Raw genomic sequence first — 25848 nt, 5'->3', positions numbered from 1 at the left:
ATTATTCGGCCTGAGTTTCAGCCTTTGTCGCGCCGGGCTTTGAAACCCGCCAGATAATCCCGCCGACATCGTCGCTCACCAGCAAGGCTCCGGTCTGGTCAAACTCCACCATAGTGGGGCGACCGCGTGCCTTTTCTTCGTCATCGATAAATCCGCTCAGCACCATTTGCGGTTTGCCTTGCGGTTTGCCTTTTTCATCAAAGTCCACATAGACAACATCATAGCCGGATAGCGGTTTGCGGTTCCACGAACCATGTCTTGCCACGACAGCACCGCTGTCAAACGGCGCGCCCAGAGCTTCGCCGTTGGAAAAGGCCAGTCCCAGAGGGGCCACGTGGGCGCCAAGGCCATAATCCGGACGCCGCTCATATTGACGATGATCCAGATTTTTTGGTTCAACGCGCGGGTCGACATGACCGCGCCAGAAATGCCAAGGCCAGCCGTAATGGGAAGCAAAGACCACTTCGGTCAGATAGTCCGGCACCATATCGCTGCCGAGCATGTCGCGTTCATTGACGACGGTCCAAAGTTTGCTCGAAACCGGTTCATAGGCCAGACCGACCGGATTGCGCAGCCCATCGGAGTAAACAATCTTGTCATTGGTCGCCAGTTCAACACGAAGAACAGCGGCGCGCTCATTCTCCGTATCCATTCCGTTCTCGCCGATATTGCTGTTCGATCCGACAGCGACAAACAGATATTTGCCATCCGGGCTGGCGATGAGATTGCGGGTCCAATGGTTATTTGGTGCCTTGGCGTTAAGGTTGGCGACTTTGCGGCCCTCGTCGGTAATTTTCGTATCACCGACGGTATAGGGATAGGCCATGACATCATTGGTGTTCGCCACATAAAGCGTGTCGTCGACTAGCGCCATGCCGAATGGCGAGTTGAGATTTTCGAGCAAGGCAAATTTCTCGTCCACCTTGCCATCCGCATCGCTGTCACGCAGCAGGCTGATCCGGTTGGCAGAAGGTGTTCCGGCCCCCGCCTTGCCCATCAGGTTCCGCATGATCCAACCTTCAATACCCTTGTTGGTGCGCGGCGGGCTGTTGGTTTCAGCAACCAATATGTCACCATTGGGCAGGCGCAGCATGGAGCGAGGATGATCCAGCCCTTCGGCAAAACGCTCAACCGTCAGTCCCTCTGCTGCGACCGGGCCTTCGCCGGGTTTCCATGGGTCGGCCTCAGCAATATTGATCGTCGGGAATTTTTCTGTCCGTACATTGGTAATCGTCGGCTTCACGCCGGTGGTCGCTTCCAGCGACAGTCGGGCAGTGTCGCCGCGCGTCACATAATAGCCAGCGCCGATGACCAACAGGATGATCAATATCGATATATTGCGAATATGTTTTAGCATTTTTCAACAATAGGAAGCGCCGCGTCTGATGACAAGCGCGCTATTCAGTTCTGTTACCGGCTAGTCGGCTTCAACCGTCATTCTGACGATCGAAATACCAGATGGCGGTTGCTACAAAGGCACCGGCAGCTAGTCCGCCGAGGAACCCGATGGAGGGCTGGCCCAGCAATCCTCCCGCGATGACGCCAATGATACAACCAGCCGCCAGAAAAAAGCCGCCAGCACTCTTGTTTGACCGGCCTGCCGGTTCCTGACCGTTCGTCATATTGGTCCCCTAACAATGATAGCGCTTCACGATCACAGCGCCTTGCAAGCATGCCATGCCATGGTCAGCGATGATTGGCCAGACCAGTCTGCTTATCAAAAGATAAGCTTTTGTTCACCATCGCTTTTGACGGAATTTCCATTCCTGTTCCCTAAACAACTGGCTTGTCGAGCGTGGCCGTAGCGGCGCGATTTTAGCACAGGAGCCTGTTTTGCAACTACCCGTATTCATAGACTCCACCAACTTTTCCGATGCTGAGCAGCTGATCACCAATTTTGGTGAAGAAGCAGGCCTGGAGGCGGCCAACCGCGCTGATCAGAGTCGGGCTCTGGGCAATCATATACACTATTGCAAATGGCGGCAGGTTGAACGCCTTTGCGTCTTTCTATCTATCGATCAGTCAATAGGAACATTGCACTAAATGACTGATACATAACCTGCTTTATCGCTTGGGATTGCAGATAATGTCTGCCGATCCACCGGATCTCACACTGCAATTCGGTCTTCCATCGATGCGAATCTTGCCGGTGCCGCTGTTCGAGATATTGACTTCTTTCTCAACGAAGACATGGCTGCTCGACGGTCCGCGATGTGTCAGATCCAGCGTCTCTACAGTCAATTGCGAGCCATCAAATATACTGGAACCCAAAAGGCTGATCCGCGCTTTGTTGGCCTGACCGGCTATGACGATCTGTCCGCCACCGTTCATCGCGATATCCAGCATATCGCTATCGACATCGTTAATTGTCAACACGCCAAAACCGCTCAGACGCACTTTGGACTGACTCCCGCCCAACCTGTCGAGGGATACCGTGCCTGCCCCGCTATGGTTGATTGTCTTTATATCATAGGTGCTAAGGGTGATCGTCACCGGTTCATCCGAAGAAAAACCGTTATTGCCTCCGGGCTTGGGCGTGACCGAAATAATCAGCTGACTGCCGCTTTTGCGCAGAGACACGCGGTCCAGCGTTTCCCGGTTTGCTGCCTCGGCGCTTGCCGATACGCCGCGGTCGGTTGTGATAAACACATTGACGCTGCCAATGATTCGAACATCTTCAAAGCTTGAAATAGAAAACTTGCGCTCCGCTGCGTGCGCAGGCGCAGCCAGCATGGCAAAGCCGAGTGACAGCATGATAAAGAGATTTTTCAAAGAAAGGTTTCTCGCAGAAAGGTTATTCATAGCGGCCGTGCTTCTCCAAATTCCATCCAGCCCAACCATCTGGGCGTCTTCGGGGCATAATGCCCGCCATCTTCATTCAATGCGAAACCTTCTGCCGCGAATAATTTCGAGACCGGGCGGTGTAAGTGGCAACCACCGGCGATATGTTTCCATACCGGCTCAATCCGCTGCTGCCATTTTTCCGGACCTTTGTCGGGTGCGCGCCCATGTTCGAGGAACAGGATTTTGCCGCCCGGTTTCAGGACCCGCCGCATTTCTTTCAGGACTTGTTTACCATCCTGTACTGAACAAAGTGTAAAAGTGGTAAGCACGGTATCGAAACTGTCATCGGCAAAGGGCATCGCCTCCCCGACACCGTCCAATATGTCCATTTCGAAACCGCGCTCCTTGGCTTCCTTGCGCGTATAGTCGAGCAGTTCGGCGGAGGGATCGAGCCCGGTCAGTTTGTCGACCCTGGATCGATCATAAAATTGCAGGTTGATACCACCGCCGCAGCCCAGTTCGAGGACTTCGCCCTGTGCCTTGGGAACAATTTCGCTGCGATCTTTCATCACCGCGGGTTGTGAACAGGCAAATTTTATCAGCCTCGGAACGGCATGTTTTTCCCAGAAATTAGGCATGGCTGCGCTCCCCCTGAACCGAAAAACCGGAAAGCCTGTCCCTGATCATCCCGGCCTGATCCGTGACATGCTGCCGCTCCAGACCAAAGTTCACACAAATCACAGCCCCTTTTTGTCGTGCAGCCTGGCGTGCAAAGTTCACACATTTCACACAGCTTTTTTGCAGGTTGCGAACAACCCGAAGTCCACACAATTCACGCCCTCTGTCTCTGCGAAAAGCGGGCAGCTGTGGCGCCGGTTCGAAAACCGCACCATATCTGATTTGATGGTCTTTTCTTGTCATGATGACCCTCCCCAAAGCCTGTGCAACCAAGGTTAGCAGAAGGTCAATCAGGTAGGAAAGGGAAATCAGCTTAGGCAGTTACCCGCAGGTTATGTCACCGGACCCTCTGGACTTGGTATTACAGGTGGCGTCACCATGGATACGAATGTCGCCTGATCCGACGACCGTGGCATTGACCGTGCCGTCAGAAGAGAGGGCAACATCACCGCTGCCGGCGACCTTTATCGTCGCGTTTTCGGCTTTAAGCTTCTTGCCGCTGATGTCGCCGGAGCCCGCTACGGATATGGTGACCTCGTCGGCTGTGCCAGCAATAGACACATCCCCGGAACCTGCGACTTTGGTTGTCAGCGACGCCGTTTCTATTTCAGCAATATCGATGTTGCCGGACCCGGCGACACTGATTTTCGCGCTTTCACCATTCATATTGTCTACCTGCATGTCGCCAGAACCGGCCAGCTTGGCGCTTTTCAGGGACGGCGCACTGACATAGACTGTTGCGCCCCTATAGTTGCCGCTCCACATGCTGCTATTTTTTTCGCGGCCGATTTTCAGCTGCCCGCCAGTGACCTTGTAGCGCAGTTGTTCCAGCGTATCAGCATCGCCCTCTGCCCGGATCGAGAAGTCCGCGCCGGTGGTGAAGATGACATTATCCGGGCCCGCGAGAGTCACACCTTCAAATTCGCCAGGATTCGTATCGGAAGTCCCAATTTGCGTGCCGTCGGAGAAACTGCTTTTTCCCGCGTTGCCAACCGCGCTGGCGATAGAGCCTTCGCAGGCTGAAAGAGCTAGGAAAGGAATGACAAGTAACATTTTTTTCATGAGGGCCTCCAATGTGTATTGCAATTATAATACAGCAAGGCACTCCTGATGACAAGCGCCCAGTTTACATGCATATGGAGATATTGATTTTCTGAACCTATTTTGCAGGCTGGCGCACCGCCAATATGTCGCAGGGCAGATAGGTGATCAGCGCGCGCGCCATGCTGCCCATCATATTGGCACGAAAGCCGCTTGTCCCATGCGTGCCGATAACCGCAAGGTCGGTATGGCGATTTTTGACAGCCTGCTGGACGACGCTGCAAGTGTCACCATATTCCACGCTATAGGTCAGGTCTTTACGGATTTCCGGCGAGATTTTCAGACCCTCCATGAATTTCGTAATCTGCAAATGCTGTTCGGTACGAAATTCCTCCGTCACCTTGTCGGAGTGAAGAAAGCCTTCGAACGGTACGTGAAAGGCGTTGATGATATGAGTCTGCTGTTCCGGAAACAGCGCGCAGCCCTGTTCAATCGCATAAGCTGAAGGGGATGAGAAATCGCTGGCCGCAACAAGACGCTCATATTCGGTGGTTGCGCGATTTTTGGCGATCAGCACCGGCAATGGGCTGTGATGTATAATACGTTCAAGCTGTGTGCCCATGACCAGGTCACCAAGACGGCCAATCCGGGCCACACCAGCGACAATCATGGCTGATTTGGTTGCTTCGGCATGTTCGATAATCTGGCTGACCACATCACCGCGCTCGACTATAATCTCCGCTTCCATGTCATAGCTGGCCAGATCCATTTCGATCTCTGCAGAAGCCGCCTGAACGGCTTCGCTATCATGGCGTCCTTTTTCCAATACATGGAAAACCACCAGCTTGGCACCGCGTGTCTTTGCCAACTGGATGGCGCGGTCCATCGGCCGGTCACCGCGTGCGGTCAGGTCAGTTGTAAGAAAAATAGTCTGATCGGATGTAGTGGACATGGGGGATGTGCCTTTGCATTTTTTTTAGAATATTATCAGTTGTAAATGCGGTTATCACGCTGTTTGCTATTCCGTTAAATCGATTGATGACCTCTCATTCGATAGGACCCGTCTATTCCTCCTGCACCTTGTCGGTTTGCCATGTGCGCTGATCATCCACGATGGCGCGCGCGGCTTCCTGGGGAAAACCGATATTGGTGAGAAGTTGCTCGCACAGTTCCAGACTGGCCTCGACCGTTTCGGGTACCGCGCTTCGCGCACCGCTGGCGCGCAGGTCCTCGGCATGGCTGACATCGCAGGCGCGCGCGATAATGGGGATGTGCGGCCAGTCCTGATGGACGGCCTTGATCACATGCTCTGCCGATTCCGGTGCATCCATGGTGGTGGCAAAGGCGGCTGCTCGTTCGATGCCGAGATGTTTCAACAGGTCCGGCTGGCTTGCATCGCCGAAATAGACCGATGCGCCTTTAGCACGCTCGGTTGCGACGAGATCAGGATCGCTATCGATGGCAACATAGGGAACCCGCTGTTCTTCCAGAAGCTGCGCCAGTAAGCGGCCAACCCGGCCAAACCCGCCGATAATTACCGGATGTTCATCGTCGATGCTGGCCGTCATGTCGCCGTTTTTCGCTTCGCGCTGGCGCAGCATTTCGCCAACCCGTCGTCCGGCGATCGCCAGCAGCGGTGTCAGGAACATCGTGACAATGACAACAAGCAACATGAACTGCGCGTTGGCGGGGTCAAGCAGGGAAAAGGACAGGGCAGCCGCGATCACGACAAAGGCAAATTCACCCCCCTGACTCATCAGGATCGCGGTTTCGGCGGCGACATCCTTGGGCAAACGATAGGCGCGGGCGAGCGCGAAAAGGATCGTTCCCTTGATCGCAAGCAGCCCGAATGCCGACAACAGCACCCACTGGATATCCGCCCACACCGCCATGATGTCGAGGCTCATCCCGACTGAAATGAAGAACAAACCCAGCAGCAAGCCTTTAAACGGTTCGATATCACTTGCGATCTGGTGCCTGTATTCGGTTCCGGCGAACAGCAGCCCGGCCAGAAACGCGCCCAGCGCCATCGAGAGCCCGGCCAGCGCGGTCAATGCGGCGGTGATCAGGACCAGCAGGATGACAGCCGCCATGAACACTTCGCGGCTGCCAGTGCCGCCGACAAAGCGCAAGAACGGGCGCACGGCGATGCGGCCGATCAGGAAGATCAAAGCTATTACCAGCACCGCTTCGCCTATTGCCTTCAGCGCAGCAAATGCCAGTGATCCCTCGATTGTCGCGCCGGCTATGCCGACGAAAAACAGGATGGGAACCACCGCGAGATCCTGCAGCAGCAGCACGCCGAAACTGGCTCGGCCGGCGGGGGCGCTCAGGCGCCGTGTCTCGGTGAGCAATTGCATCACCAGCGCCGTGGACGAAAGCGCGAGACACAGGCCGAATATTGTGGCGGCGACCAGCGTATTGCCAAAAGCATAGGCGATGCCGCCAATGACAATCGCGCTGACCGTCACTTGCGCGGTGCCGAAGCCGAAGACAAGCCGGCGCATCCCCCAAAGCTGTGCGACCGAAAGTTCAAGGCCGATGGTAAAGAGCAGGAATATAACGCCGAGTTCGGCAAAGCGGCGGACGCCTTCGACATCGGCGATGACCATCAATTCCAGCACCGGTGTTTCGCCGACCAGTCGCCCGACCCCGAACGGCCCGATTACCAGACCGACAAACAGGAAACCAAGAACCGCACTGATGCCTGCCTTGCGCACCAGAGGGACAACCAGTCCGGCGGCGACCAGGAAGATGATGGTTTCCCGAAGATAGGGTATTTCAGGATGCACGGGTCAGGCCTCTGCGGTTGTCGCTAACGGGGGGCTGGAGCGGGAACAGGCTTTCCGGGTCGTTTCCCTTGTTTTCAAGACGTTTACGTTGGTGCCAGAGCAGTCTCTAGCACCGCCATTCTGCCATTGGATTGATTTGAGTCAATAGCTTCCAATCCGTGAAGGTGTATTGGCCAGGCCAGCCGTGACTGACCGCATATGTTCAATCAAAAGGGGAAACAGCCATGTCCCGACCAGCCGCAACCGGCCATGTTGTCTGGCATGACCTGCTGACGAGCGATGTTGGCAAGGCCTGCGACTTTTACGCCAAATTACTGGGTTGGACCTATGAAATAGAACATGCCGCCGAATTTGTCTGGAAGTCCGGCGAGGCGGATTATCCGCTTATTTTGTGCAATGGAGCAGCCCATGGCGGACTGATAGAGATCGAACCGGATCAGCGATCTTGCTGGCTGACATATGTGGCGGTTGATGATGTCGATGAAACCACCAGACGATCCACAAAACTCGATGGCACAATTGAAAGGGAACCGTTTGATATTCCTGGTGTCGGACGAAGCGCAGTGGTGCGGGATCCGCAAGGCGGTCTGATCTGTCCGTTCGTCGCGAGCCATGACTATCCCCCACCGCAAGGCGTCTTTATTTGGGATGAACTGCTAACGACGGATGATTACAGCGCACGGGCATTTTACGGCAGCCTTTTTACATGGGCCGCCAGGCAGACCGATGCTGGAGATAGGAGTTTTTATACCAACTTTGTAGAAGCAGGCGGCAACCCGGTAACGGGAGCTTTGATCATACCCGCAAAACTGGACGTTGCTGTGCAATGGGTTCCGTACATCCATGTGACGGATATCAACATATCGACCGAAAGGGCCACATATCTGGGTGCCAAACAGTTACTCGGTCCAGCGGTGACGAAAGGTGTCGGCAGGCGCGCATTATTGCTGGACCCGACCGGTGCCCTGTTCGGGTTGATGGCCCCGGAGGGCTGAGCCATGAAGACTTTATGAGTCAGATTATATTTGCATGATCAGGGCTTATCTCTAATTTGATGAAAGCCCCTGCAAATGAAAGCCGGGCGTAGTTGAATCGACGCGGGATAATAGCAGATTCTATCGATGCTGACAGTTGCCAGTTACAATATACACAAGGCCGTTGGTACGGACCGGCGGCGCAATCCCGGACGGGTGATTGAGGTCCTGAACGAACTGGATGCGGATATCATTACACTGCAGGAAGCAGATCGCCGTTTTGGTGCACGGGCAGCAGCAATACCGCCGCTCCTGCTGGAACAATATAGCGACTATCGCGCCATTCCGCTGGATGTCCAGATCGACTCGATGGGCTGGCATGGCAATGCGATACTGGCGCATAAATCGGCAGAAGTGATTGCCCATGATATCCTGCATATCCCGTATCTGGAGCCACGTGGCGCGGTGATGGCCCAAATTGCCATCAAGGGTTTCGATCTGTCCATATTCGGAATGCACCTTGATCTGTCCGGCCTGTGGCGCCGCCGCCAGGCCGCCACCATTATCAAGCTCGCCAGGCAATATGGGGCGGAGCGACCAACCATATTAATGGGTGATCTCAACGAATGGAGCGCCTCAGGCGGCTGTCTGCATGATTTTGGACGCAGCTATAATTTCGTTGATTGCGGTCGCAGCTTCCACTCGCGCGGCCCGATTGCCCGGCTCGACCGGATCATGCATTGCGATCAGCTAAAGGCCGTGGCAGGCGGTGTGCATGACAGCGCTTCAGCCCGAAAGGCATCAGACCACCTACCGGTTTGGGCGCGGGTCGCGGCGGCCTGATCGCCATCTTTGGAGGGGCACCATAAGGGGCATTACGGATAGAAAGCGATGGTCCCGTTTGACATAGCGCGGACCTCATCTTCCCCCGTAAATTCAGCTACACAAAGCTAGCTGCAAGGAGCCCCCGATGTCCGATCAAACAGCCAAACCGACCCTTTCGATAAAGCCCAAGAAACCGGAAACGGATTCAAGTCACGATCTGATCGTCAGCAAGTCAATCCCGCTCACCACGCGCAGCGGGTTTGAATTTCATGTCCGCCCTGTTGCTTCAGCCGATAAGGAAGCCTTGGCGGAATTTTTCAGGCATGTGACCAGAGATGACTTACGTTTTCGCTTTCTGTCTCCGATTCCCGAAGTGGGCGATGAGATGTTGTCTTATCTGGTCGACGTCGATCATGACCATAAGGAAGATTTTCTCGCTTTCGACATTGACGACAAGACCATCGTCGCCAGCGCCATGATTGGCGCGAATGAGGACAAGTCGGTCGCCGAGGTCGCGATTGTCGTCCACGCCGATTACAAGCACCGCGGCATGAGCTGGACCTTCCTGGAATATGTGGCAAACGAAGCCCGGCGTAGCGGTATCAAGAAACTGCAATCCATTGAGAGCCGCGAAAATCATGCGGCAATTGAGTTGGAGCGTGAAATGGGATTCACAGCGAAAAGCTATCCCGGCGATGCTACGCTGATGCTGCTGGAATTTGACCTGAGTGCCGCTGCCCCCACAGAGTAGCGGATTCAGGCCTGATGTTTCTCAAGCATTTTGGCCAAAGACTCTGTTTCATGTGGGCCGAAAGCCTTGTCGATCTCCGCCAGTAATTTCTGGCTCGTTTCGGTTCTGAGATTCTGCCGGATCACTCCCAATGCCCGCGGGGCGGCGACAAGTACCAGACCAACTTTGGAATCGCGCGCTATCTGGTCAATTCTTTCGGCAGCCTCTCGGGCGAACCGGTCTTCTGCCTGCTGGTGCAAATCAGTTTGTTCATAGGCCTCCTTGCGCGGGCTGGTGCTTTGCGAGCTTCGGCCTGGCCTGTCATCACCCATGTCGGATGATTTTGGCGTGGGGCTCTGATGCTCTTCAACAAGCTCCAGTGCTGGCTTGAAGGCTTCACCAACATTGCGAAAAATCGACATGCGCGATCCATCGACCGCGACAATCAAGCTACCATTGCGTATCAGCACGTTTCTTCCTGTTTTGAGTTCACGGTCTATGCTGCATTCTGATACAGTGTGTTACAAGTTAATTGCGACAAGCTGAAGTCAACATATTATCGTCGATAGTATCGCTGCTCAAAGAGGCAGGCTATCCGCAGAGTTACGTAAGTCAGTGCTGTACCGGTTTGGCGTTTACCATTTTGCCGTCCTCTGCTGCAAAGCCGATACGCAGAGCCTCGGCGAGGCTTCGCACGCGCAGCTTTTCCATCATGTTGGCGCGATATATTTCTACTGTGCGCGGCGAAATGCCCAGATCATAAGCAATGGTTTTGTTGGGATAGCCGGTCATCAGGCCGTCCAGCACATCGCGCTCACGTCCGGTCAGGCAAGCAAGCCGTACCTTGGCTTCGGATGATGCCATTTCTTTCAGTTCACTGTTATCAATGCGTTCAAACGCTTCCGTCATTGCCGCCAAAAGCGCTTCTTTTTCGTAGGGTTTTTCAAGGAAATTTATTGCACCGGCACGCATCGCCTGCACTGCAATTTCAACATCGCCGTGACCGGTCAATATCACGACCGGCATATCTATGCCTTGCTTGACCATCTCTTGCTGAACCTCGAGCCCGTTCATTTCCGGCATGCGGATATCCAGCAATACGCATCCCCGCTCGGCGTTTTTGGCAAGCTTCAAAAAGGCAATTCCCGATTCAACCGGACGTACCTGGAACCCGGCATGGCGCAGCATGAAAGACGCCGACCGGCGGACGGCATCGTCATCATCGACAATATAGACCAGGCGTTCATTGGACATCAGAATGCTCCTCATGGGATTTCCAAAGGGTTATGCGGAAGATCGTCCCCCCTTCCGGATTGGGTGCGGCGCTGATTGTACCTTCGTGCGCTTCAATAATCGTGCGACAAATGGAAAGTCCGAGACCCATGCCGCTGTTTTTGGTGCTGGTGAACGGGTCAAAAATCTTGTCGGCAATATCCGGATCGATGCCTCTGCCAGTGTCTGATATTGCTATTTCGACTTTGTCATCGGGTATTGAACGTACGGCAATGTTCAGATGTTTGACCGCGCTGTCGGCCATCGCTTCAATCGCGTTGCGCATCAGATTGATCATGACCTGCTGAATCTGCACCCGGTCGGCAAAAACGTGATTAGTGTCAGGGTCGATCTCGATAGATGATTCCACTCCCTGATCATGAGCGCCTACCAGACCGAGGATTGTCGCATCCTCGACAAGCTGGGCAATGGACAGTCTTTTGCGGTTTAGTTCGCCTTTGGACACAAACTCTCTCAGCCGCCTGACTATAGTGCCGGCACGCAGGGCTTCCGATACGCTTTCGCGCATGGCTTCATAGAGAGAATCTTTATTCTCCTCTGCGCCGCTATCGAGCATGTCGCGCGCTGCGGACAGATAATTGGTGATGGCCGACAGCGGCTGGTTGATTTCATGGGCCAGCGCAGAGGCCAATGTCCCAACGGCGCTGAGCCTGGACGAGTGTAACAAGTCGGTTTGCAGAGCCTGCAACTCGGCCTCGGTATTGCGTGCTTCGGTCAGATCAATAATGAAGCCGGTAAACAGGCGCTGGTCTCCTGCCTTTGCTTCACCGACTGCAAGCCGTATTGGAAAGACCGTACCGTCCTTTTTCTTCCCCTCCACGGTTCGGCCTATGCCGATGATCCGTTTTTCACCTGTACGGATATAGCGATCAACATAATTATCATGCTCCTCACTATACGGGGATGGCATGAGTATGCTGATATTCTGCCCGAGCAGCTCGCCTTCGCTATAGCCAAACAGTTTTTCCGCCGCCGTGCTAAACGAGGTGATGCGGCATTTTTCATCCATCACCACCATCGGATCAGGAACGGTCTCGAGGATGGATTGCAGCACTGATGTGGATTGCTCCACGGCGGCAAGCGTGTTGCGCAATTCGGATATGTCACGTGCAGTAATGACCGCAGCACTGATAGTGCCATCTCGTTCGTGAAGCGGAGCGAAACGCAACTCCAGAACATGTGATCCGCCATTGTGTAGCAACAGTTCGATATGGACCGGCTTGCCACGGGACTTGCTATCACGATCGAAGACGGAGGCGAGCGCTTTTTGAAAGGCAGGGCGACAGGATTTGGAAATCAGCGTCAGCGGATCGCTGTCCGGCAGATCGTCAAGCCGCTCCACGCCGATCATACGAAGTCCGGCCTGGTTGATATCAATCAGCTGTCGATCCGGGCTGATGACCATGATATATTCCGGCAGGGTCGACAGCACGGCTTCGAGATAGGCCGACCGGTCAATTTGATCCAACCCGAATGCGCGCATCGTGAAAAGCTCCTTCGAACCCTCGAGGCATCGCCTTTACTACGAATATCTAGTGATGCCAAAATGTAAAATGCTGACGCGATCTAAGCATGACGGACAGCCTGAAGCGAAATACGTAAAACTACGTAGGGAACTCCACTGATTTCCTGCCGCGGCCAAAAATAATAATCGTCCTTTCAAACAAGGGGCAAAGAGCTGCGAGGCCGAATGAAGATGGACCGAAGCACTCGAAAGAAATTGAAAGATCCCGATCAACGCCGCCCAGTGCTGGTTGAGGAGGTACGCAGGTCGCCTTTCTATCCCTTGAAACGCCCCTTCCCCCTACCCCACCCCGCGGGCGCAAAAGGAGGGAGGGCGGCCTGCACCCATTTCTATAATAATTTCAAGGGGCAAGCTTTTCAAAGATGACCGACACCAAAACGACAAACAAACCCATCCTTCTGGCAACAGACATGACGGCTCGCTGCGACCGCGCTTTTGATCGCGCGCTGATGCTGGCGAAGTCCTGGAAAACGCGCTTGATCGTAGTTCATGTGCTGGACCCCAAACAGGCGAAGAAAAAGGGACTCGTACCAAAGGAAGCGCGAATCCAGCTGGAAGAAGAGTTGCCCGAAACGGATGTGGATGTGGAATTCATCATCGAAATGGGCAATGTCGGGGAGCTGGTAATAGAAACCGCGAGGCGGGAACGCTGCGGGATGATTGTAACCGGCGTGGCTCATTATGACGGGTTCAGTGATGTTTTCCTGGGATCGCCTGTGGACCATATCGTCCGCCATGCCGATGTCCCGGTGTTGATCATCAAGCGCAAGCCGGTAAAACCCTATCGCAGTATAATGATCGCGACGGACTTTTCCGATTGTTCGATGACCGCCCTCAACACTGCGGCTGAATTGTTTCCAGAGATACCGCTTCATCTCGTCCACGCTTACAATGTTCCCTATAGCGGCTGGTTGAAGTCGGATCAGGTGGCACAGGATATCGGCTCCGAAGAAGCCAAGTTGATGGAGCGCTTTCTGGCGCAGACCACGATCGACAACGCCACATTCAAACGCCTGAAGGCTTCCAACGAAAAAGGTGAACTTGGCGTTGTCTTGTTTAAGAAGATCAAGGAATTGAAATCCGATCTGGTAGTGTTGGGGACGCATGGCAAAAGCGGTTTCATGCGCGCCAGCATGGGCAATAATGCGCGGGTGCTTCTGGGCTGGCTCAAGCAGGATGTGATGATGGTGCGCGACCTACAATAAGGCCGTTGACAGCGCTTTAACGCAGCTTTTCCTGCTGATAATTTTCCAGGGCCCGTTCGAGCGATTTCAGCATTTTATCGCGGTCCTGATCAGACGGTAGGGCCCGGACCTTTTGCTGGACCGAAGCGCGCAAGGCCGCGAGCCGTGAAGTCCAGTCCTGTGGCGCGATGAGCTGCGCAGCATTGCCGCGACCCGGTTTGTGCAAACGGGCCTGTGTGCCCGCAGGCAAGGCCCATATTTCACCCAAAGCAGGGATGACCGGCTCACCATAGCGCTGTGCTTCTTTGCAATCGCCGGCCAAAGTCTGCAGTGCCTTTTCTTCTCCATGGACAAGGAACAGGGAGCCGGAAACCGGATCATGATCTTTGATCCAACGAAGAAGGCCCTTGCGATCAGCATGATTGGAATAACCGTCCAGCACCGCGATATCGGCGTTGACGATCACATCATTGCCGGAGATGCGCACCATTTTCTCGCCTCTCTTCAAAACCGAACCCAATGTTCCGGCGACCTGAAAACCGGTAAAGAGGACTCGTGATTGCCGCCTGGGCAGGTTGCGGATCAGATGATGGCGGATCCGGCCACCTTCGCACATTCCGGACCCGGCAATAATTACAGCTCCCGTCATGTGATTCAGCTGTTTGGATTCCGCAACGGATTGGATGAACCGGATATTGGGACGTTCGAGCAGATCGGCGCCGTTGTTGCGATATTTCAGCATCGCCCGCGTGACTTTTTGGGCCAATGGTGCGTCGAGGAAGACGTTGACAGGCGGCAAACGTCCGGAGTCAAACAAAGCCAGAAAGTCCTCCAGAATGACCTGCGTGCGTTCTACCGCAAAGGCCGGGATGAGCAGATTGCCTCCGGACTTCAGGCTGTCCTCGACATAGGCAGCCAAGGCCTCCCGGCGCTCACTCAGCAGCGTTTCTTCCCTTTCCCTTGCGCCATAGGTCGCTTCACAGATGACATGGTCATACCCACCCAGTTCCTGACCCACACACTGGATTGCGGTGCCCGACCCGACATCGCCCGATATCATCAACCTTTGACCGCCTATGTTTATCTCCACTGACGCAGAGCCCACAATATGGCGGGCATCCCATAACCGGAACGAGACATTATGGCCCAGATCGATTTCCTCGCAGTAATTAATGGTGGTGATGTTGCTCATCAGCTTCGTAATATCTTCGCCTGTATAAAGCGGAAAAAATGGCGGTAAGCCTGCGCGGTCTGCGCGCCGGTTGCGGCGTTCGACCGACGCCGCCTGCAGTTTCGCAGAGTCCATGAGCAGTGGCTTCAGGATATCAGCGGTTGCCGCCGTGCAATAGGTTGGTGGGTTATAGCCATGGCCGTAAAGGCAAGGCAGCCGTCCGCTATGGTCCAGATGCGCGTGGGACAGGATGATGGCATTGATTTTTCCAATATCGAACGGCAGCGCTTCATAGTTTAATCGTTCAAGTGACCGGGTCCCCTGAAACAATCCACAATCGACCAGGATTGTCTTCCCTGCACCGTTAATTTCAAAACAACTGCCCGTAACCGTGCCAGCGGCCCCGTGGAATGTAATGGTTACGCTATCGGCCATTCAGCCCTCCCGGGAATTAACGGGATACAAGCAGCGGCATCGGGCAATCCTTGAACAGACTTCTAGTGACACCGCCAAAGAGAAATTCGCGTGCCCTGCTGTGGCCATAAGCGCCCATCACCATATAGCTGGCTTTGAGTGTATCGGCCGTGGACAACAATACCGCCTCGATCGAGGGTTTTTTGGCTGACATACTATGCACTTCAGAAGTAATGCCGTGACGTGAGAGATATTCTGATGCGGCGAGCGGCGGCAAATCGTGGTCCTTATCCTCGTCCACCGTCAAAATGTGGACTGCATTTGCCAGACGGAGCATCGGCACCGCAGCGCGCAGGGCGTTGCCAGCCTCAAAGCTGCCATTCCAGGCGACCACTGCCGTGCCGGTCGCATCGAATTTTTTCAGACCATCTGGTTGAACCAGCGCGGGAACGTTGGTGTTGAACAGCACATCGCCCAATATGCCCAGCGGAAGGACATTATCCTTGTCACCGCTGGCCGAACTTAGAACCATTATATCGGCCAGCGCTGAATTGCGCGCCAAACCGCGGGCCGGACTGGCATTGACTTCCTCATAGTGCCACGGGACGTCTTCTTCTGCCAAACGTGCTTCGATATCGTTGCGAAGTTTCTCATCGGCCGCTCGCGTCAGCTTCGCGACATCATAGACCACTGACATGCCGGTCACGCCATCAAAGGCCATTTGCGGATTGTAAGGATTAGCGCGCAAACAGTGGAGGTGTCCGTTCACCGCGCGAGTGATATCCAGCGCCGCCTGCAGCCTCGCCTCCAAACCGGTGTCATCGTTGACGTAGAGCAGCACGGATTTCATGATTTTTCTCCTATTTTTGATGATCTTCCACTCGGAAAGCATCAACAGGAGAAGTGTATCCCTATCATTTTTGGCTCTGTATAAGGGATGTTACGGAGCCCCCGGCACCGGCTCTAATCGCCATTGGCCCCGTGATCGGCCATCTTTTTCAGCCAGCGTTCACGATGTTGCGGACCACCATCAACATTACCGATCAGGGATGTAGAAACCGGGTCTACGCCGGTCAGGGCAAGAATATTGCGTTTGAAACTCCGCACACTGTGCGAAGCAAAATAGGCGCGATAGAAAATCGCTGGCATGCCCATTGTAACAACCAGGCGGGCGGATCGCCCGGTCAAAAGCTTTCTGGGCAGTTTCCGGTCGCCATCCTCGCCATAGTCCAGGGCAAAACCAGGGCGATAGGCCTGTTCAATAAAGGCCTTCAACAGCGCCGGCATGTCGCCCATCCAGAGCGGGTAGAAAAATACCACATGCTGCGCCCATTTTATGGCGTCTTGCCCTGGCTTCACACTGGCCGGCGGATCTTCTTCCATCCATTGTTTGCGGCTTTGCAATATCGGGATGTCTTTGCCAGCCAGACGGACTTCGCGGACCTCATGGCCCGCCTCCCTGGCCCCATGCGCATAGGCGGAGACAAGGGCATGTCCGAAGCGTGCCGGGTCGGGATCGGGATGGGCGTCGATAATCGCAATGCGTTTCATGGCTTTTTCTCCGCTATTCCTCTTCGCCTTTCTCTTGATCGGCCGGGCTTTGCCATTGGAAGGCCGCGACCAGCTCCATCAATGCTTCCTGCGCAGGAATATCCAGTTGGTGGGGATAGGACGCAATCAACCGTGCATCCCAATAACCATAATCAATCGCGGTCAGGCTGACATGCCAAGGTACGTTGTCTTTCTGACCGTCAAATATGCCCTGATAGGCAGACAGGTCTTCCCGCCCTGATACAAAATAGTCACCTTCTGACTCGACAGATGCGCTGGCATAATGGGACATGACCGAAGGTTTGATGATCCGGTAATGGTCACGCGCGGTCAGGTCTTCGAGATGGACGACGGCGATGTCGACCGCGACCAGCTGCTCGCCAATCATGCGTTCATAGCGGATCTGGAAATTGTCACCGGAGAAGTCAGTCGTCATCTCGCATAAGCGTCTGAACCCGCTCACTTCAGAAGGAAATACGAATCCGCTGTCCTTGTGCACGATGGCAGAGCCACCCTTGTAGGGCGCAAACGGATCGAAGAGCGGTTCCGAACCGATGACACATTCGGCTGTGGCTGGCGTTGCCGCGAAGCATAGCAAGCCTGCGCCAATCAAAAGACTGCGTGTAAAATGGTTGCGAAAAAACATGGTGTTTCCTCCTCTTTAGTTCCCAGTGGCCCACAGAAACCTATTCGTGGCAGCTGATCACCCTGAACGGCAGTTCGCTGCCGTCGGCCTCTGTAATGGTCAGATATTCACCGACCTTGATCGGATGATTTTGCAGCCCGAATATCATTTCATCGTCATCATCTCCGACCTTGTAGGAAAAGGCCCAGCCCTTGTCGGTGGTGATGACAACGCCATTTTGGTCGCGTTCCCCGGGCCAGAAGCGCCGGACTACAGGGCGTTTTTCCGCCTCACGAAGCGCTTGCGGTTCGATAAACCCCGCGCCGTCCAACGGGACACGGAACACATAAGCATGGGCTGATGATCCATTGGGATGTTCAGCGGTTCGGGCCAGTTCAAGGCGTATTGTTTTCCAAGTCATTCCCGATATCTGGCGGGAGATAAAGCCCGGCGCGATACGCAATATTGCGTAGTTGATCGGTTCAGACCTGGTGGATCAGCATCCAGGCATCTACGGCACGTCTGGCACGTTTTTCCTTATCGGCAGCGGTCATCTTGATTTTATGACCATAGCGCAGCAGCAAATCCATACGGCCCATCACCAACCCGGCAAACATTTCTGCAGATGCTTCCAAATCATCACTTTGAATTTCGCCCTTTTCAACAGAGGCTCGCAAGAGGGCTTTAAGACCCTCGGCCATTCTGAGGGGGCCGTTTTCCAGGAACATTTTGCCGATCGCCGGATCGCGTGTCACTTCCGCACCCAGGATACGTTCCATCCGAACTCTGTCTTCCCGCATCAGGAAGTCGAGCATCCCGCGTGCGGCATGGAGAAGGATATCGTAGAGGCTTTTCTCCGCCAGATTCGCCGTTACGAAATTTTCGCGCATCTTGGTAGATTCGGCACGTACGACCTGCGCAAACAGATTCTCCTTGTCCCTAAACCAGCTGTAAACTGTGACTTTGGAAACCTGCGCACGTGCCGCAATCGCTTCAATTGTGGCGGCCGAGAATCCGTTGGCAAAAAACTCCACTCGCGCAGCAGCCAGTATTTCAGCAATTTTTCGCTGGCTCGCCGGCCTGTCGGTAAGCGCATGTTTCTGAATTTTTTCCGTATTTGGCACGGCTATTTCCCCTCGTAACAACATACCTTACCAAAATGAACGCAATCGTACAAATAAAACGTTGACGTTCATTTTAATCGGTGGCAGTTTACACTCACTTGGCAGGTCCCAGGTCGTTTTAACGGTGCCCCTATTGTGACAAGCAAATTCGCTAAAATCCTTTTCTCGTCTTGCACGGCAACATTGCTGGCGGGTGGGTGTGTGAGCATGGCGCCCGAATCAAAGGCGCCGGAAATTGCCGCTGGTGTGCCGCAACAATTTAGCAAGACTGATGCGAGTGGTGCTTACGAACCGGCACAATGGTGGACGTCTTTCCAGGACCCTGTTCTCAACGCTTTGCTGGATGAGGCGCTGGCAGAAAATCTCGATCTCGCTGAGGCAGCGGCCCGATTGCGGGCTGCAGAAGCGCAGGCCCGTGTGTCAAAAAGCGGCCTTTTTCCGCAAGTCAACGCCGATGCTGGCAGCAGCTATTCTGATACACCAACCGCTGGAACCGGTTTTGGAGCTGGCGGTGGTGGAACACGTTTTCAGGTGGAAAACTACACGTCCGGTTTGGGTTTTTCCTATGAGGTTGATCTCTGGGGCAGGCTGCGTGACGATGCACGGTCCGCGCGAGCAGATGCGGTTGCTGCTGCCGCCGACTTGCAGGCCGCGCGGCTTGCTGTGATGGCCGAGACGATCACCAGCTATTTCGATATTGTTGATGCCCGTGATCAGATAGCGCTCACCACAAAGATTATCGATGTTCTGGGCGACCGGGTCCAGCAAACCGAAGATCGCTATCGCCGCGGCCTGGCAACGTCATTCGAACTCTATCAGGTGCGGCAGGACTTTCGCAATATTCAAGCCGGATTGCCGCAGCGTGAAAGGCAGTTAGCTGCGACCGAGGGACAGTTGGCCGTGCTGGTGGGTCGCTATTCCGACAATATGGGTGCTTTTCTGGGGCAAAAGCTTTCCCCGCAATTGATCTTCACCTCCGTTCCCGCTGGCTTGCCAATGGACCTGTTGGCCCAGCGGCCGGATATTTATGCCGAGGGCCAGCGGCTGGAAGCTGCACGGTTCAACCTTGGTGCGCGCAAGGCCGAGCGCTTCCCATCGATCAGCCTTTCGGCGGGTACAGGAACGCAAGCCGGTAACCCTTCAGGCCTGTTTGATATTTTCGATAAATGGATACTCAATCTGGGAGCCAATCTGACCGCACCCCTGTTTCAGGGCGGCAGGATCAGAGCGAATATCGAAGCAGCGGATGCCCAATATGCGCAGCAGGCGGCGGTTTATGCCCGAACTGTCCTCAACGCCTATCAGGAAGTGGGGACGGCAATTGAAGGCTATGAAGAAGAGCGGCAGCGTTATCGCTTTCTCTTCTCTCAACTTAACGAAGCAACGGCGGCAGCCGAATTGCAATCAAGGCGTTTTGCGACGGGCGTGGGCAGCTATGTCGACTATCTTGATGCCTTGCGTGCGCAATATCAGGTGCAGTCGGCCCTTTCTTCAGCGGCGCGCGATGTGGCGCTGGCCCGGCTGGCTGTGCACCGTGCGCTCGGTGGCAGTTGGGACACAAAGGCACCAGCAGATTTGATTGCTGATCAGGATGAACCCGTCATTCCCGCGCCTGAAAATCAAGGAGACAAATAGTGCATCGGCAACGCGTCATTGGCGGACTGATCCTGCTTGCAGCAATAGCGATTGCGGCGCTGCTGATTTTTGTGCGTTCTGGTCCGGAAGAAAAACCACCGGAGGAGAATATCCCGCTGGTCCAGGCCGAGCCTCTGGAAATTCGCTCTGGCAATCTAATGGTTCAGGGTGCTGGCACGGTACGTGCGCGCGAAGAATTGACCCTTTCTGCCGAGGTGGCGGGAAAACTGGTCTATGTGAATCCTCGGCTTCGGGAAGGCCAAAGGGTTGCGCGCGGGGCAACCTTGTTCCGCATAGATACGTCCGACTATCGCAACGCCGTGCAGACAGCGCAGGCCGATGTCGCATCGCAAAATGTAGCAGTTCTGGAGGCCCGGGAAGAAGTGGCGCTGGCCAAGGCAGAGATTGCCCGCTTTCAAGAGCGCGCGGCTAGTAGCAGCGCTTACGCGAGTGTGGACAGCAGCGACTATGCGGCAAGGATTCTGCCGCCGGATGAGTTGACAGTAAGTCAGGGTACCAACGGGCAGACGGTCAATGCAGCGCCGACCAACGGTCTGGCGACCCGCGAGCCGCAATTACAGTCTGCCCGGGCAGCTCTTCGTCGCGCTCAGGCACAGCTGGCGGATGCGCAAACCGCGCTCAGACGCACTACCGTACGCGCCCCTTTTTCGGGTGTGGTGCGCTCAGAAGAAATTGCGTTGGGCAGCTATGTCGCGCCTGGGCAGGTGCTCGGGTCTATGGTCGGTACGGCGGATTTCGAAGCGGTTATTCCGCTATCGGAAAGCGAAGCGGCGTTGATCCCGGCACTGTGGCGGTCAGGCAGCGGCCGGATCGAGGCATCGGTCTATTCTGATTATGGTGGAACCCGTTACCGTTGGCAGGCCTATGTTGACCGCGCCAGCAACGTGCTCAATCCGCAGACCCGGACGATTGATGTGTTCCTGCGTATCCCCAACCCGCTTCGTGGCGGCGCCCCGGCAGTGACGCAGAAACAAGGACAGAAATCAGCGGGTGCATCAGGCGCTCCGCCTTTGTTTGTCGGAAGCTTTGTCGATGCTGAAATTACGGGCCGGGCGCTGGATCGATATGCGGTATTGCCCTTGGCGGCATTGCGCCCCGGCAACCAGATTTGGCTGGTACGGGGCGGAAAGTTGCGCATTGTCAAAGTGAATATATTCCAGCGCACCGATACACAGGCGTTAATCAGCACGGCTGGCCTGGGTGCAAAGCCGGTGGTGATTTTGGGGGCGTTGAAAACCGCCACGGACGGACAGAAGATTCGGATTGCCGAGGATAGGCAAGATACGGCGAAACCGAAACCGGTCGCCGAAAAACCCAAGGGCAGCAAAAAAACGCAGGGTAAAACCAAAGGCACACAATCGGTAGCTGAGAAATCCGGAGCTGACGGAGCACAATGACCGAACCGGCAGATAAATCTGGCGTCCCTCCATCGGGTCCCGAAGTCCCCAGCAAAGCCGTTATGGAACAGAAAGGCATGGTCGCGTTCATGGCGCGCAATGGCGTTGCGGCCAATCTGTTGATGTTCTTCTTCTTCATTGCCGGAATCGCGTCTTTCGGAACAATTGTGCAGGAAGTTTTTCCGGAAAACAGCCTCGACACCGTGCAGGTGAGCGTTGTCTATCCCGGCGCCACGCCTGATGAGGTCGAAGAATCGGTTGTCCAGAAAATCGAAGAAGCGGTGGAGGCCGTCGACGGGGTAAAAAAAGTCACGGCCAGTGCGTTTGAAGGGTCGGGTCAGGTTTCGGTAGAACTGGAGCTGGGCACCGACATCGACCGCGCTTTGGACGACGTGAAGGCTGAAATTGACCAGATTCAAACCTTCCCCGATGAGGCGGAAGAACCAGATGTTCGGGAACTGACAACGCGGCAAAGCGTTGTAAGAATCGCGATATTTGGCGATGTGTCGGAAACCGCGCTCAAGGAGGTTGCCTATCAACTGGAGGACTCGCTCGCGGCGTTGGACGAGGTTTCGTTTGTCGATACCAGCTCGATCCGCGACTATGAAATATCGGTTGAAGTGCCTCAAAACACTCTGCAGGCCTTTGGCTTGTCCCTCAATGATATCTCGCGAACCGTCGCCGCGAGCAGCCTTGATAGTCCGGCCGGTTCGATTGATACCGATACAGAAGAAGTGCGCGTTCGCACTATCGGACAGAATTACAACCAGCAGAATTTCGAAGATATCGTGCTGGTCAGCAACGAAAATGGTGCGCTGATCAAACTGGGTCAGGTTGCGACGATCAAGGACGGGTTTGAAGATGCCGACCTGCTGCCTCTCTACAATGGCAAGCCGGTTGCGTTTGTCGAAGTGTTTCGCACCAGTGACGAACGGGTTCTTGATGTCGCGAAAGCGGTTCGCGAACATCTGGAGAATGATTTCGCAGGCACTTTGCCCGAAGGTGTGTCTTACGCCATCTGGAGCGACGATTCAGAGCTGCTCAATGACCGTCTGAGCCTGTTGCTCAAAAATGCGGCTATCGGCCTGTTTCTCGTCTTACTTTCATTGACGCTGTTTCTGGATATCCGGTTGGCAATGTGGACAGCGGTTGGCATTGGCGTCACATTTATCGGTGCTATCTATCTGCTCGACCTCGCTGGTTCCAGCATCAATATGTTCTCGCTATTCGGTTTCATTCTGGCGCTGGGGCTAGTGGTCGATGACGCCATTGTGGTCGGTGAGAATATCTACGCACAGCGCGAAAATGGCCGTACAGGTCTGGGTGCATCGATTACCGGGGCGAGACGGGTTACGGTGCCGGTGATCTTCGCGGTTTTGACAACCGTTGCCGCTTTCTCTCCGCTTTTTGCCATTGGCGGCGTGATTGGGAAACTCGTTGCGGATATACCGTTGGTCGTGATCGCGGTGCTCGTGCTGTCGCTGATCGAATGTCTGCTAATTCTGCCTTATCACCTCAGCCATCTGCCCGCGCCAGGCACGCCCAATCTGAACATCGTGACACGGTTTTTTGAACGGGTGCAGGCGAAGGTCGACCGGCACTATCAGGCCTTTGTCGACGGACCGCTGGACCGGGCGCTGAATTTCTCGCTGCGTATGCCCTATGTCATCGTGGCGGGCGCCGTCGCCACACTGATCCTGTTTGCGTCTTTCATTCCTGCCGGCATCATCAAAGTCGGGTTTTTCCCGTCGGTGGAAGCAGATGTAGTGACCGCCAATCTGGAAATGCCAGCCGGAGCGACAATCGAACAGACTGAGAGAATTGCCAGACTGATCGAGGAAGGCGGCCGCAAGGCCTATGCTGAATTTGAAGCGGAGCAGGATGATGATGAACCTTCCCCCTTGCGCGGTATATTCACCAGCATCGGACAAGCGGCCCGGGACGGCGGGCCGGAACCGACCAGTGGCAATTTGGCAGCCAATCTTGCCAGCGTGCAGTTCAGTTTTGTGCCGGGCGATCAACGCGAACTGGATGCCAAGGCGTTTGAGAGCGCCTGGCGAGATACGGTTGGACCGATAGTTGAAGCACGCTCGCTTGTCTTTGCATCGGAACTGATTTCGGTCGGCGCGCCGGTTAACGTCCAGCTATCCGACCCTGATCCGGCGATCGTGGATGCGGCCTCCGTACAGTTGATGGAAGAACTGGCCCGCTTTTCCGGCGTCTTTGATATAGAGACTGATCAGGATGAAGGTTTGCAGGAAATACAGCTGCGCCTGAAACCAGCGGCGCGAACCCTGGGTGTCACCTTGCAGGATGTCGCCCTGCAAGTGCGCGCTGCCTTTTTCGGGAGTGAGGCGCTGCGCGTCCAGCGCGGCCGGGAAGATGTCCGGGTTTATATCCGCCTGCCCGAAGAAGAACGCAATTCAATCAGCGATGTAGAGCGATTCCGGGTCCGGGTTCCCGGCGGTGAAGTGGCCTTGGCCACGCTGGCCGAGGTGTCTTTTGGTGAAGCGCCGTCAATTATTCGCCGGACAGATGGCCGAAGGGTAACAACCATAACGGCCGATATCGACGAAGATGTGGTAACAGGACAGGAAATCGCGGATGCCCTGAACAATGATATCATGCCGCAGCTGCAGGCGGATTATCCGCAACTCCTCTATACCCTGGGTGGAGAGCAGGAAGAACAGGCCGAGTCGTTTGGCGATCTTGGTAAAGCCTTTGCTTTCGCGCTGCTGGCAATCTACGCCCTGCTCGCTATCCCGTTCCGTTCTTATGTGCAGCCGCTGATCATCATGGCGGTTATCCCCTTTGGCATTATTGGGGCACTAATCGGGCATATCTTGCTGGGCCTACAACTGGTGGTACTCAGTATATTCGGCATTATTGCCCTGTCAGGCGTGATCGTAAACGGGTCGCTGGTGATGATCGATTTTATCAACGAAAACCTGCGCAACGGCATGTCGATTGAAGAGGCCATCATAAACGGCGCGAAATCCCGTTTCCGGCCAATCATGCTAACGTCGCTGACAACCTTTCTGGGTGTTGCGCCGATCACGTTCGAGACCAGTCTGCAGGCGCAGTTCCTGATTCCAATGTCGGCCAGCCTTGGCTTTGGCGTATTGTTCGGCGCCTTCATCCTGCAACTGCTGATCCCGGCTTTGGCCTTGCTCGAACATCGTGGCAAACGTCGGATTCAGGAGTTTGTGGCTCAACGGCGGCAGCCTCTGACGGAGAGTTGATCCAATCATTCGGCCATAATGTTCAGGCGTAATAGGCTACGCTTTGCATTCCAGTCGCCATCAATTGCTGTTCGCTGTTCCAGATGCTCATAAACTGGCTGCTCGCGCCGTGATCGGCGTGATGGGTTTGGGAATCAATCAACCACCAGCCGTCAGTTGTCGTGGGGTGGTCAGCGATAATATTGACCTGCCAGTTCATCGAGCTGACCATTGCGTTTTTGTCTAGCAGCCCCATGATCGACGGCGGCAAGCTATCCCCCATGCACAATATCTCCGCGATCGGATCAAGACCTTCACGGTCTTTGAGCCGCATCCAGCGGGTCAGACGGTTGGTCTTGATACTGGTATCGATCCGCTTACCGACAAACTCCATTTTTGAGGTGAAAAATTGCTCCGGTCCGCTGTGCAATTCCTCTTCTTTGGGAAGGGGCGGAAAGTCAGGATGCGTCATATCATGGCTTTTGATTTCAGTGTCTCTCTGACTGGCGAAGATGAAATTGCAGTGCAGGCCGAGTCCTTTTTCACCGAACAGCTCAGACTGGACAAATGCGGTATTGCGGCCCCGCCTGAGCATCTTCGTCTGCGCGGTTAGTGCGCCAAATAGCGGACCGGTAAAGGCAATTTGCGCAGAGCGCAGTCCGGGTAGCCCCTCTTCGATATGGCTCGCAGCATGATAAGCCAGCGCTGTTGAAAGGCCGCCAAAAGCGGTCCGGCCCTGGGTCCAGCCCTGGGGCAGAGTGACGGGATTGGCGTCACCGCCCGGTCCGCATTGTTCCAAAAGTGTAGCGAGGGTAACCGTTTTGACGGTTTTTTCGGTCATCTGATCTGTCATCAGAGCGGCT

At 54.9% G+C, this 25848-nt stretch carries 26 protein-coding genes; 8 read left to right on the top strand and 18 right to left on the bottom strand.

The window, feature by feature from the left end; all coding sequences use genetic code 11:
- Nucleotide 1: 1 nt before the first annotated feature.
- Together DK507_RS02190 and DK507_RS02185 are read right to left on the bottom strand one after the other, a co-directional pair.
- Nucleotides 2-1357: a sorbosone dehydrogenase family protein gene (locus tag DK507_RS02190; protein ID WP_109354474.1), complete on the bottom strand. Its 1356-nt coding sequence runs from the start codon at nt 1355-1357 to the stop codon at nt 2-4.
- Between the two features lie 70 nt (nt 1358-1427).
- Complete coding sequence (locus DK507_RS02185; RefSeq protein WP_109354471.1) at nt 1428-1622, bottom strand: hypothetical protein; 195 nt, start codon at nt 1620-1622, stop codon at nt 1428-1430.
- 211 nt (nt 1623-1833) lie between these two features.
- Here DK507_RS02185 and DK507_RS02180 point away from each other — a divergent pair, with 211 nt between their 5' ends.
- Complete coding sequence (locus DK507_RS02180) at nt 1834-2043, top strand: hypothetical protein (protein WP_109354470.1); 210 nt, start codon at nt 1834-1836, stop codon at nt 2041-2043.
- Between the two features lie 21 nt (nt 2044-2064).
- Here the strand turns inward: DK507_RS02180 and DK507_RS02175 are convergent, their stop codons facing one another.
- The 6 genes from DK507_RS02175 to DK507_RS02150 form a co-directional block, all read right to left on the bottom strand.
- Entirely contained in the window at nt 2065-2772 is a 708-nt protein-coding gene (locus DK507_RS02175) for a DUF2807 domain-containing protein (RefSeq protein WP_162558849.1), read from the bottom strand.
- 26 nt (nt 2773-2798) lie between these two features.
- The gene (locus DK507_RS02170) at nt 2799-3422 is read right to left on the bottom strand and encodes a class I SAM-dependent methyltransferase (RefSeq protein ID WP_109354468.1); all 624 of its coding nucleotides are present in this window, start codon (nt 3420-3422) and stop codon (nt 2799-2801) included.
- Nucleotides 3415-3705 carry a hypothetical protein gene (locus DK507_RS02165; RefSeq protein WP_109354467.1) on the bottom strand — a complete coding sequence of 97 codons (291 nt, stop codon included), beginning with the start codon at nt 3703-3705 and terminating at the stop codon, nt 3415-3417. Before DK507_RS02165 ends, DK507_RS02170 begins: the two co-directional genes overlap by 8 nt.
- A gap of 78 nt (nt 3706-3783) precedes the next feature.
- Nucleotides 3784-4524, bottom strand: coding sequence for a head GIN domain-containing protein (locus DK507_RS02160; protein WP_109354466.1), 741 nt, complete (start codon nt 4522-4524; stop codon nt 3784-3786).
- Nucleotides 4525-4621: 97 nt separating this feature from the next.
- On the bottom strand, nt 4622-5455 hold the full coding sequence (locus tag DK507_RS02155) for a universal stress protein (protein ID WP_109354465.1): 834 nt from the start codon (nt 5453-5455) through the stop codon (nt 4622-4624).
- 112 nt (nt 5456-5567) lie between these two features.
- On the bottom strand, nt 5568-7295 hold the full coding sequence (locus DK507_RS02150; protein ID WP_109354464.1) for a cation:proton antiporter: 1728 nt from the start codon (nt 7293-7295) through the stop codon (nt 5568-5570).
- A 224-nt stretch (nt 7296-7519) separates the two neighbouring features.
- On the opposite strand from DK507_RS02150, the gene DK507_RS02145 reads away from it, so the two are divergent.
- From DK507_RS02145 to DK507_RS02135, 3 genes are all read left to right on the top strand, one after another.
- On the top strand, nt 7520-8290 hold the full coding sequence (locus tag DK507_RS02145; RefSeq protein WP_109354463.1) for a VOC family protein: 771 nt from the start codon (nt 7520-7522) through the stop codon (nt 8288-8290).
- A 126-nt stretch (nt 8291-8416) separates the two neighbouring features.
- Complete coding sequence (locus DK507_RS02140; protein ID WP_109354462.1) at nt 8417-9112, top strand: endonuclease/exonuclease/phosphatase family protein; 696 nt, start codon at nt 8417-8419, stop codon at nt 9110-9112.
- A 127-nt stretch (nt 9113-9239) separates the two neighbouring features.
- Nucleotides 9240-9845, top strand: coding sequence for a GNAT family N-acetyltransferase (locus tag DK507_RS02135; RefSeq protein WP_109354461.1), 606 nt, complete (start codon nt 9240-9242; stop codon nt 9843-9845).
- 5 nt (nt 9846-9850) lie between these two features.
- On the opposite strand, the gene DK507_RS02130 is transcribed toward DK507_RS02135, so the two are convergent.
- From DK507_RS02130 to DK507_RS02120, 3 genes are all read right to left on the bottom strand, one after another.
- Nucleotides 9851-10294, bottom strand: a complete 444-nt coding sequence (locus DK507_RS02130; protein ID WP_109354460.1) for a host attachment protein — start codon at nt 10292-10294, stop codon at nt 9851-9853.
- 142 nt (nt 10295-10436) lie between these two features.
- Nucleotides 10437-11078, bottom strand: coding sequence for a response regulator transcription factor (locus DK507_RS02125; protein WP_109354459.1), 642 nt, complete (start codon nt 11076-11078; stop codon nt 10437-10439).
- A complete protein-coding gene (locus DK507_RS02120; protein ID WP_109354458.1) occupies nt 11068-12600 on the bottom strand; it encodes a PAS domain S-box protein in 1533 nt (510 codons plus the stop codon). The genes DK507_RS02125 and DK507_RS02120 overlap by 11 nt, the downstream gene beginning before the upstream one ends.
- 404 nt (nt 12601-13004) lie before the next feature.
- Here DK507_RS02120 and DK507_RS02115 point away from each other — a divergent pair, with 404 nt between their 5' ends.
- Nucleotides 13005-13847 (top strand): universal stress protein, encoded by an 843-nt coding sequence (locus tag DK507_RS02115; RefSeq protein ID WP_109354454.1) that lies wholly within the window; start codon nt 13005-13007, stop codon nt 13845-13847.
- Nucleotides 13848-13863: 16 nt separating this feature from the next.
- On the opposite strand, the gene DK507_RS02110 is transcribed toward DK507_RS02115, so the two are convergent.
- The 6 genes from DK507_RS02110 to DK507_RS02085 form a co-directional block, all read right to left on the bottom strand.
- Nucleotides 13864-15432 (bottom strand): MBL fold metallo-hydrolase RNA specificity domain-containing protein, encoded by a 1569-nt coding sequence (locus DK507_RS02110; RefSeq protein WP_109354453.1) that lies wholly within the window; start codon nt 15430-15432, stop codon nt 13864-13866.
- Nucleotides 15433-15448: 16 nt separating this feature from the next.
- Nucleotides 15449-16261, bottom strand: coding sequence for a universal stress protein (locus DK507_RS02105; protein WP_162558848.1), 813 nt, complete (start codon nt 16259-16261; stop codon nt 15449-15451).
- Nucleotides 16262-16374: 113 nt separating this feature from the next.
- On the bottom strand, nt 16375-16962 hold the full coding sequence (locus tag DK507_RS02100) for an NAD(P)H-dependent oxidoreductase (RefSeq protein WP_109354450.1): 588 nt from the start codon (nt 16960-16962) through the stop codon (nt 16375-16377).
- A 13-nt stretch (nt 16963-16975) separates the two neighbouring features.
- Nucleotides 16976-17608, bottom strand: coding sequence for a hypothetical protein (locus DK507_RS02095; RefSeq protein WP_109354448.1), 633 nt, complete (start codon nt 17606-17608; stop codon nt 16976-16978).
- Between the two features lie 40 nt (nt 17609-17648).
- Complete coding sequence (locus tag DK507_RS02090) at nt 17649-18008, bottom strand: hypothetical protein (protein ID WP_109354445.1); 360 nt, start codon at nt 18006-18008, stop codon at nt 17649-17651.
- A 61-nt stretch (nt 18009-18069) separates the two neighbouring features.
- The gene (locus DK507_RS02085) at nt 18070-18711 is read right to left on the bottom strand and encodes a TetR/AcrR family transcriptional regulator (RefSeq protein ID WP_162558847.1); all 642 of its coding nucleotides are present in this window, start codon (nt 18709-18711) and stop codon (nt 18070-18072) included.
- A 135-nt stretch (nt 18712-18846) separates the two neighbouring features.
- On the opposite strand from DK507_RS02085, the gene DK507_RS02080 reads away from it, so the two are divergent.
- From DK507_RS02080 to DK507_RS02070, 3 genes are read left to right on the top strand one after another with little or no spacing between them, the layout of a single operon-like run.
- The gene (locus tag DK507_RS02080; RefSeq protein WP_301950661.1) at nt 18847-20346 is read left to right on the top strand and encodes an efflux transporter outer membrane subunit; all 1500 of its coding nucleotides are present in this window, start codon (nt 18847-18849) and stop codon (nt 20344-20346) included.
- Entirely contained in the window at nt 20346-21764 is a 1419-nt protein-coding gene (locus DK507_RS02075) for an efflux RND transporter periplasmic adaptor subunit (protein WP_109354442.1), read from the top strand. Before DK507_RS02080 ends, DK507_RS02075 begins: the two co-directional genes overlap by 1 nt.
- Complete coding sequence (locus DK507_RS02070) at nt 21761-25006, top strand: efflux RND transporter permease subunit (protein WP_109354441.1); 3246 nt, start codon at nt 21761-21763, stop codon at nt 25004-25006. The genes DK507_RS02075 and DK507_RS02070 overlap by 4 nt, the downstream gene beginning before the upstream one ends.
- Before the next feature lie 22 nt (nt 25007-25028).
- Here DK507_RS02070 and DK507_RS02065 read toward each other — a convergent pair whose 3' ends face one another.
- A complete protein-coding gene (locus DK507_RS02065) occupies nt 25029-25838 on the bottom strand; it encodes a thioesterase family protein (protein ID WP_109354440.1) in 810 nt (269 codons plus the stop codon).
- Between the last annotated feature and the right edge of the window lie 10 nt (nt 25839-25848).

The organism is Sphingorhabdus sp. EL138 (assembly GCF_900258045.1).
Lineage (GTDB): Bacteria > Pseudomonadota > Alphaproteobacteria > Sphingomonadales > Sphingomonadaceae > Parasphingorhabdus.
Note: the sequence above shows the minus strand (reverse complement) of the source record. Positions and strands in the feature narration are given on the sequence as shown.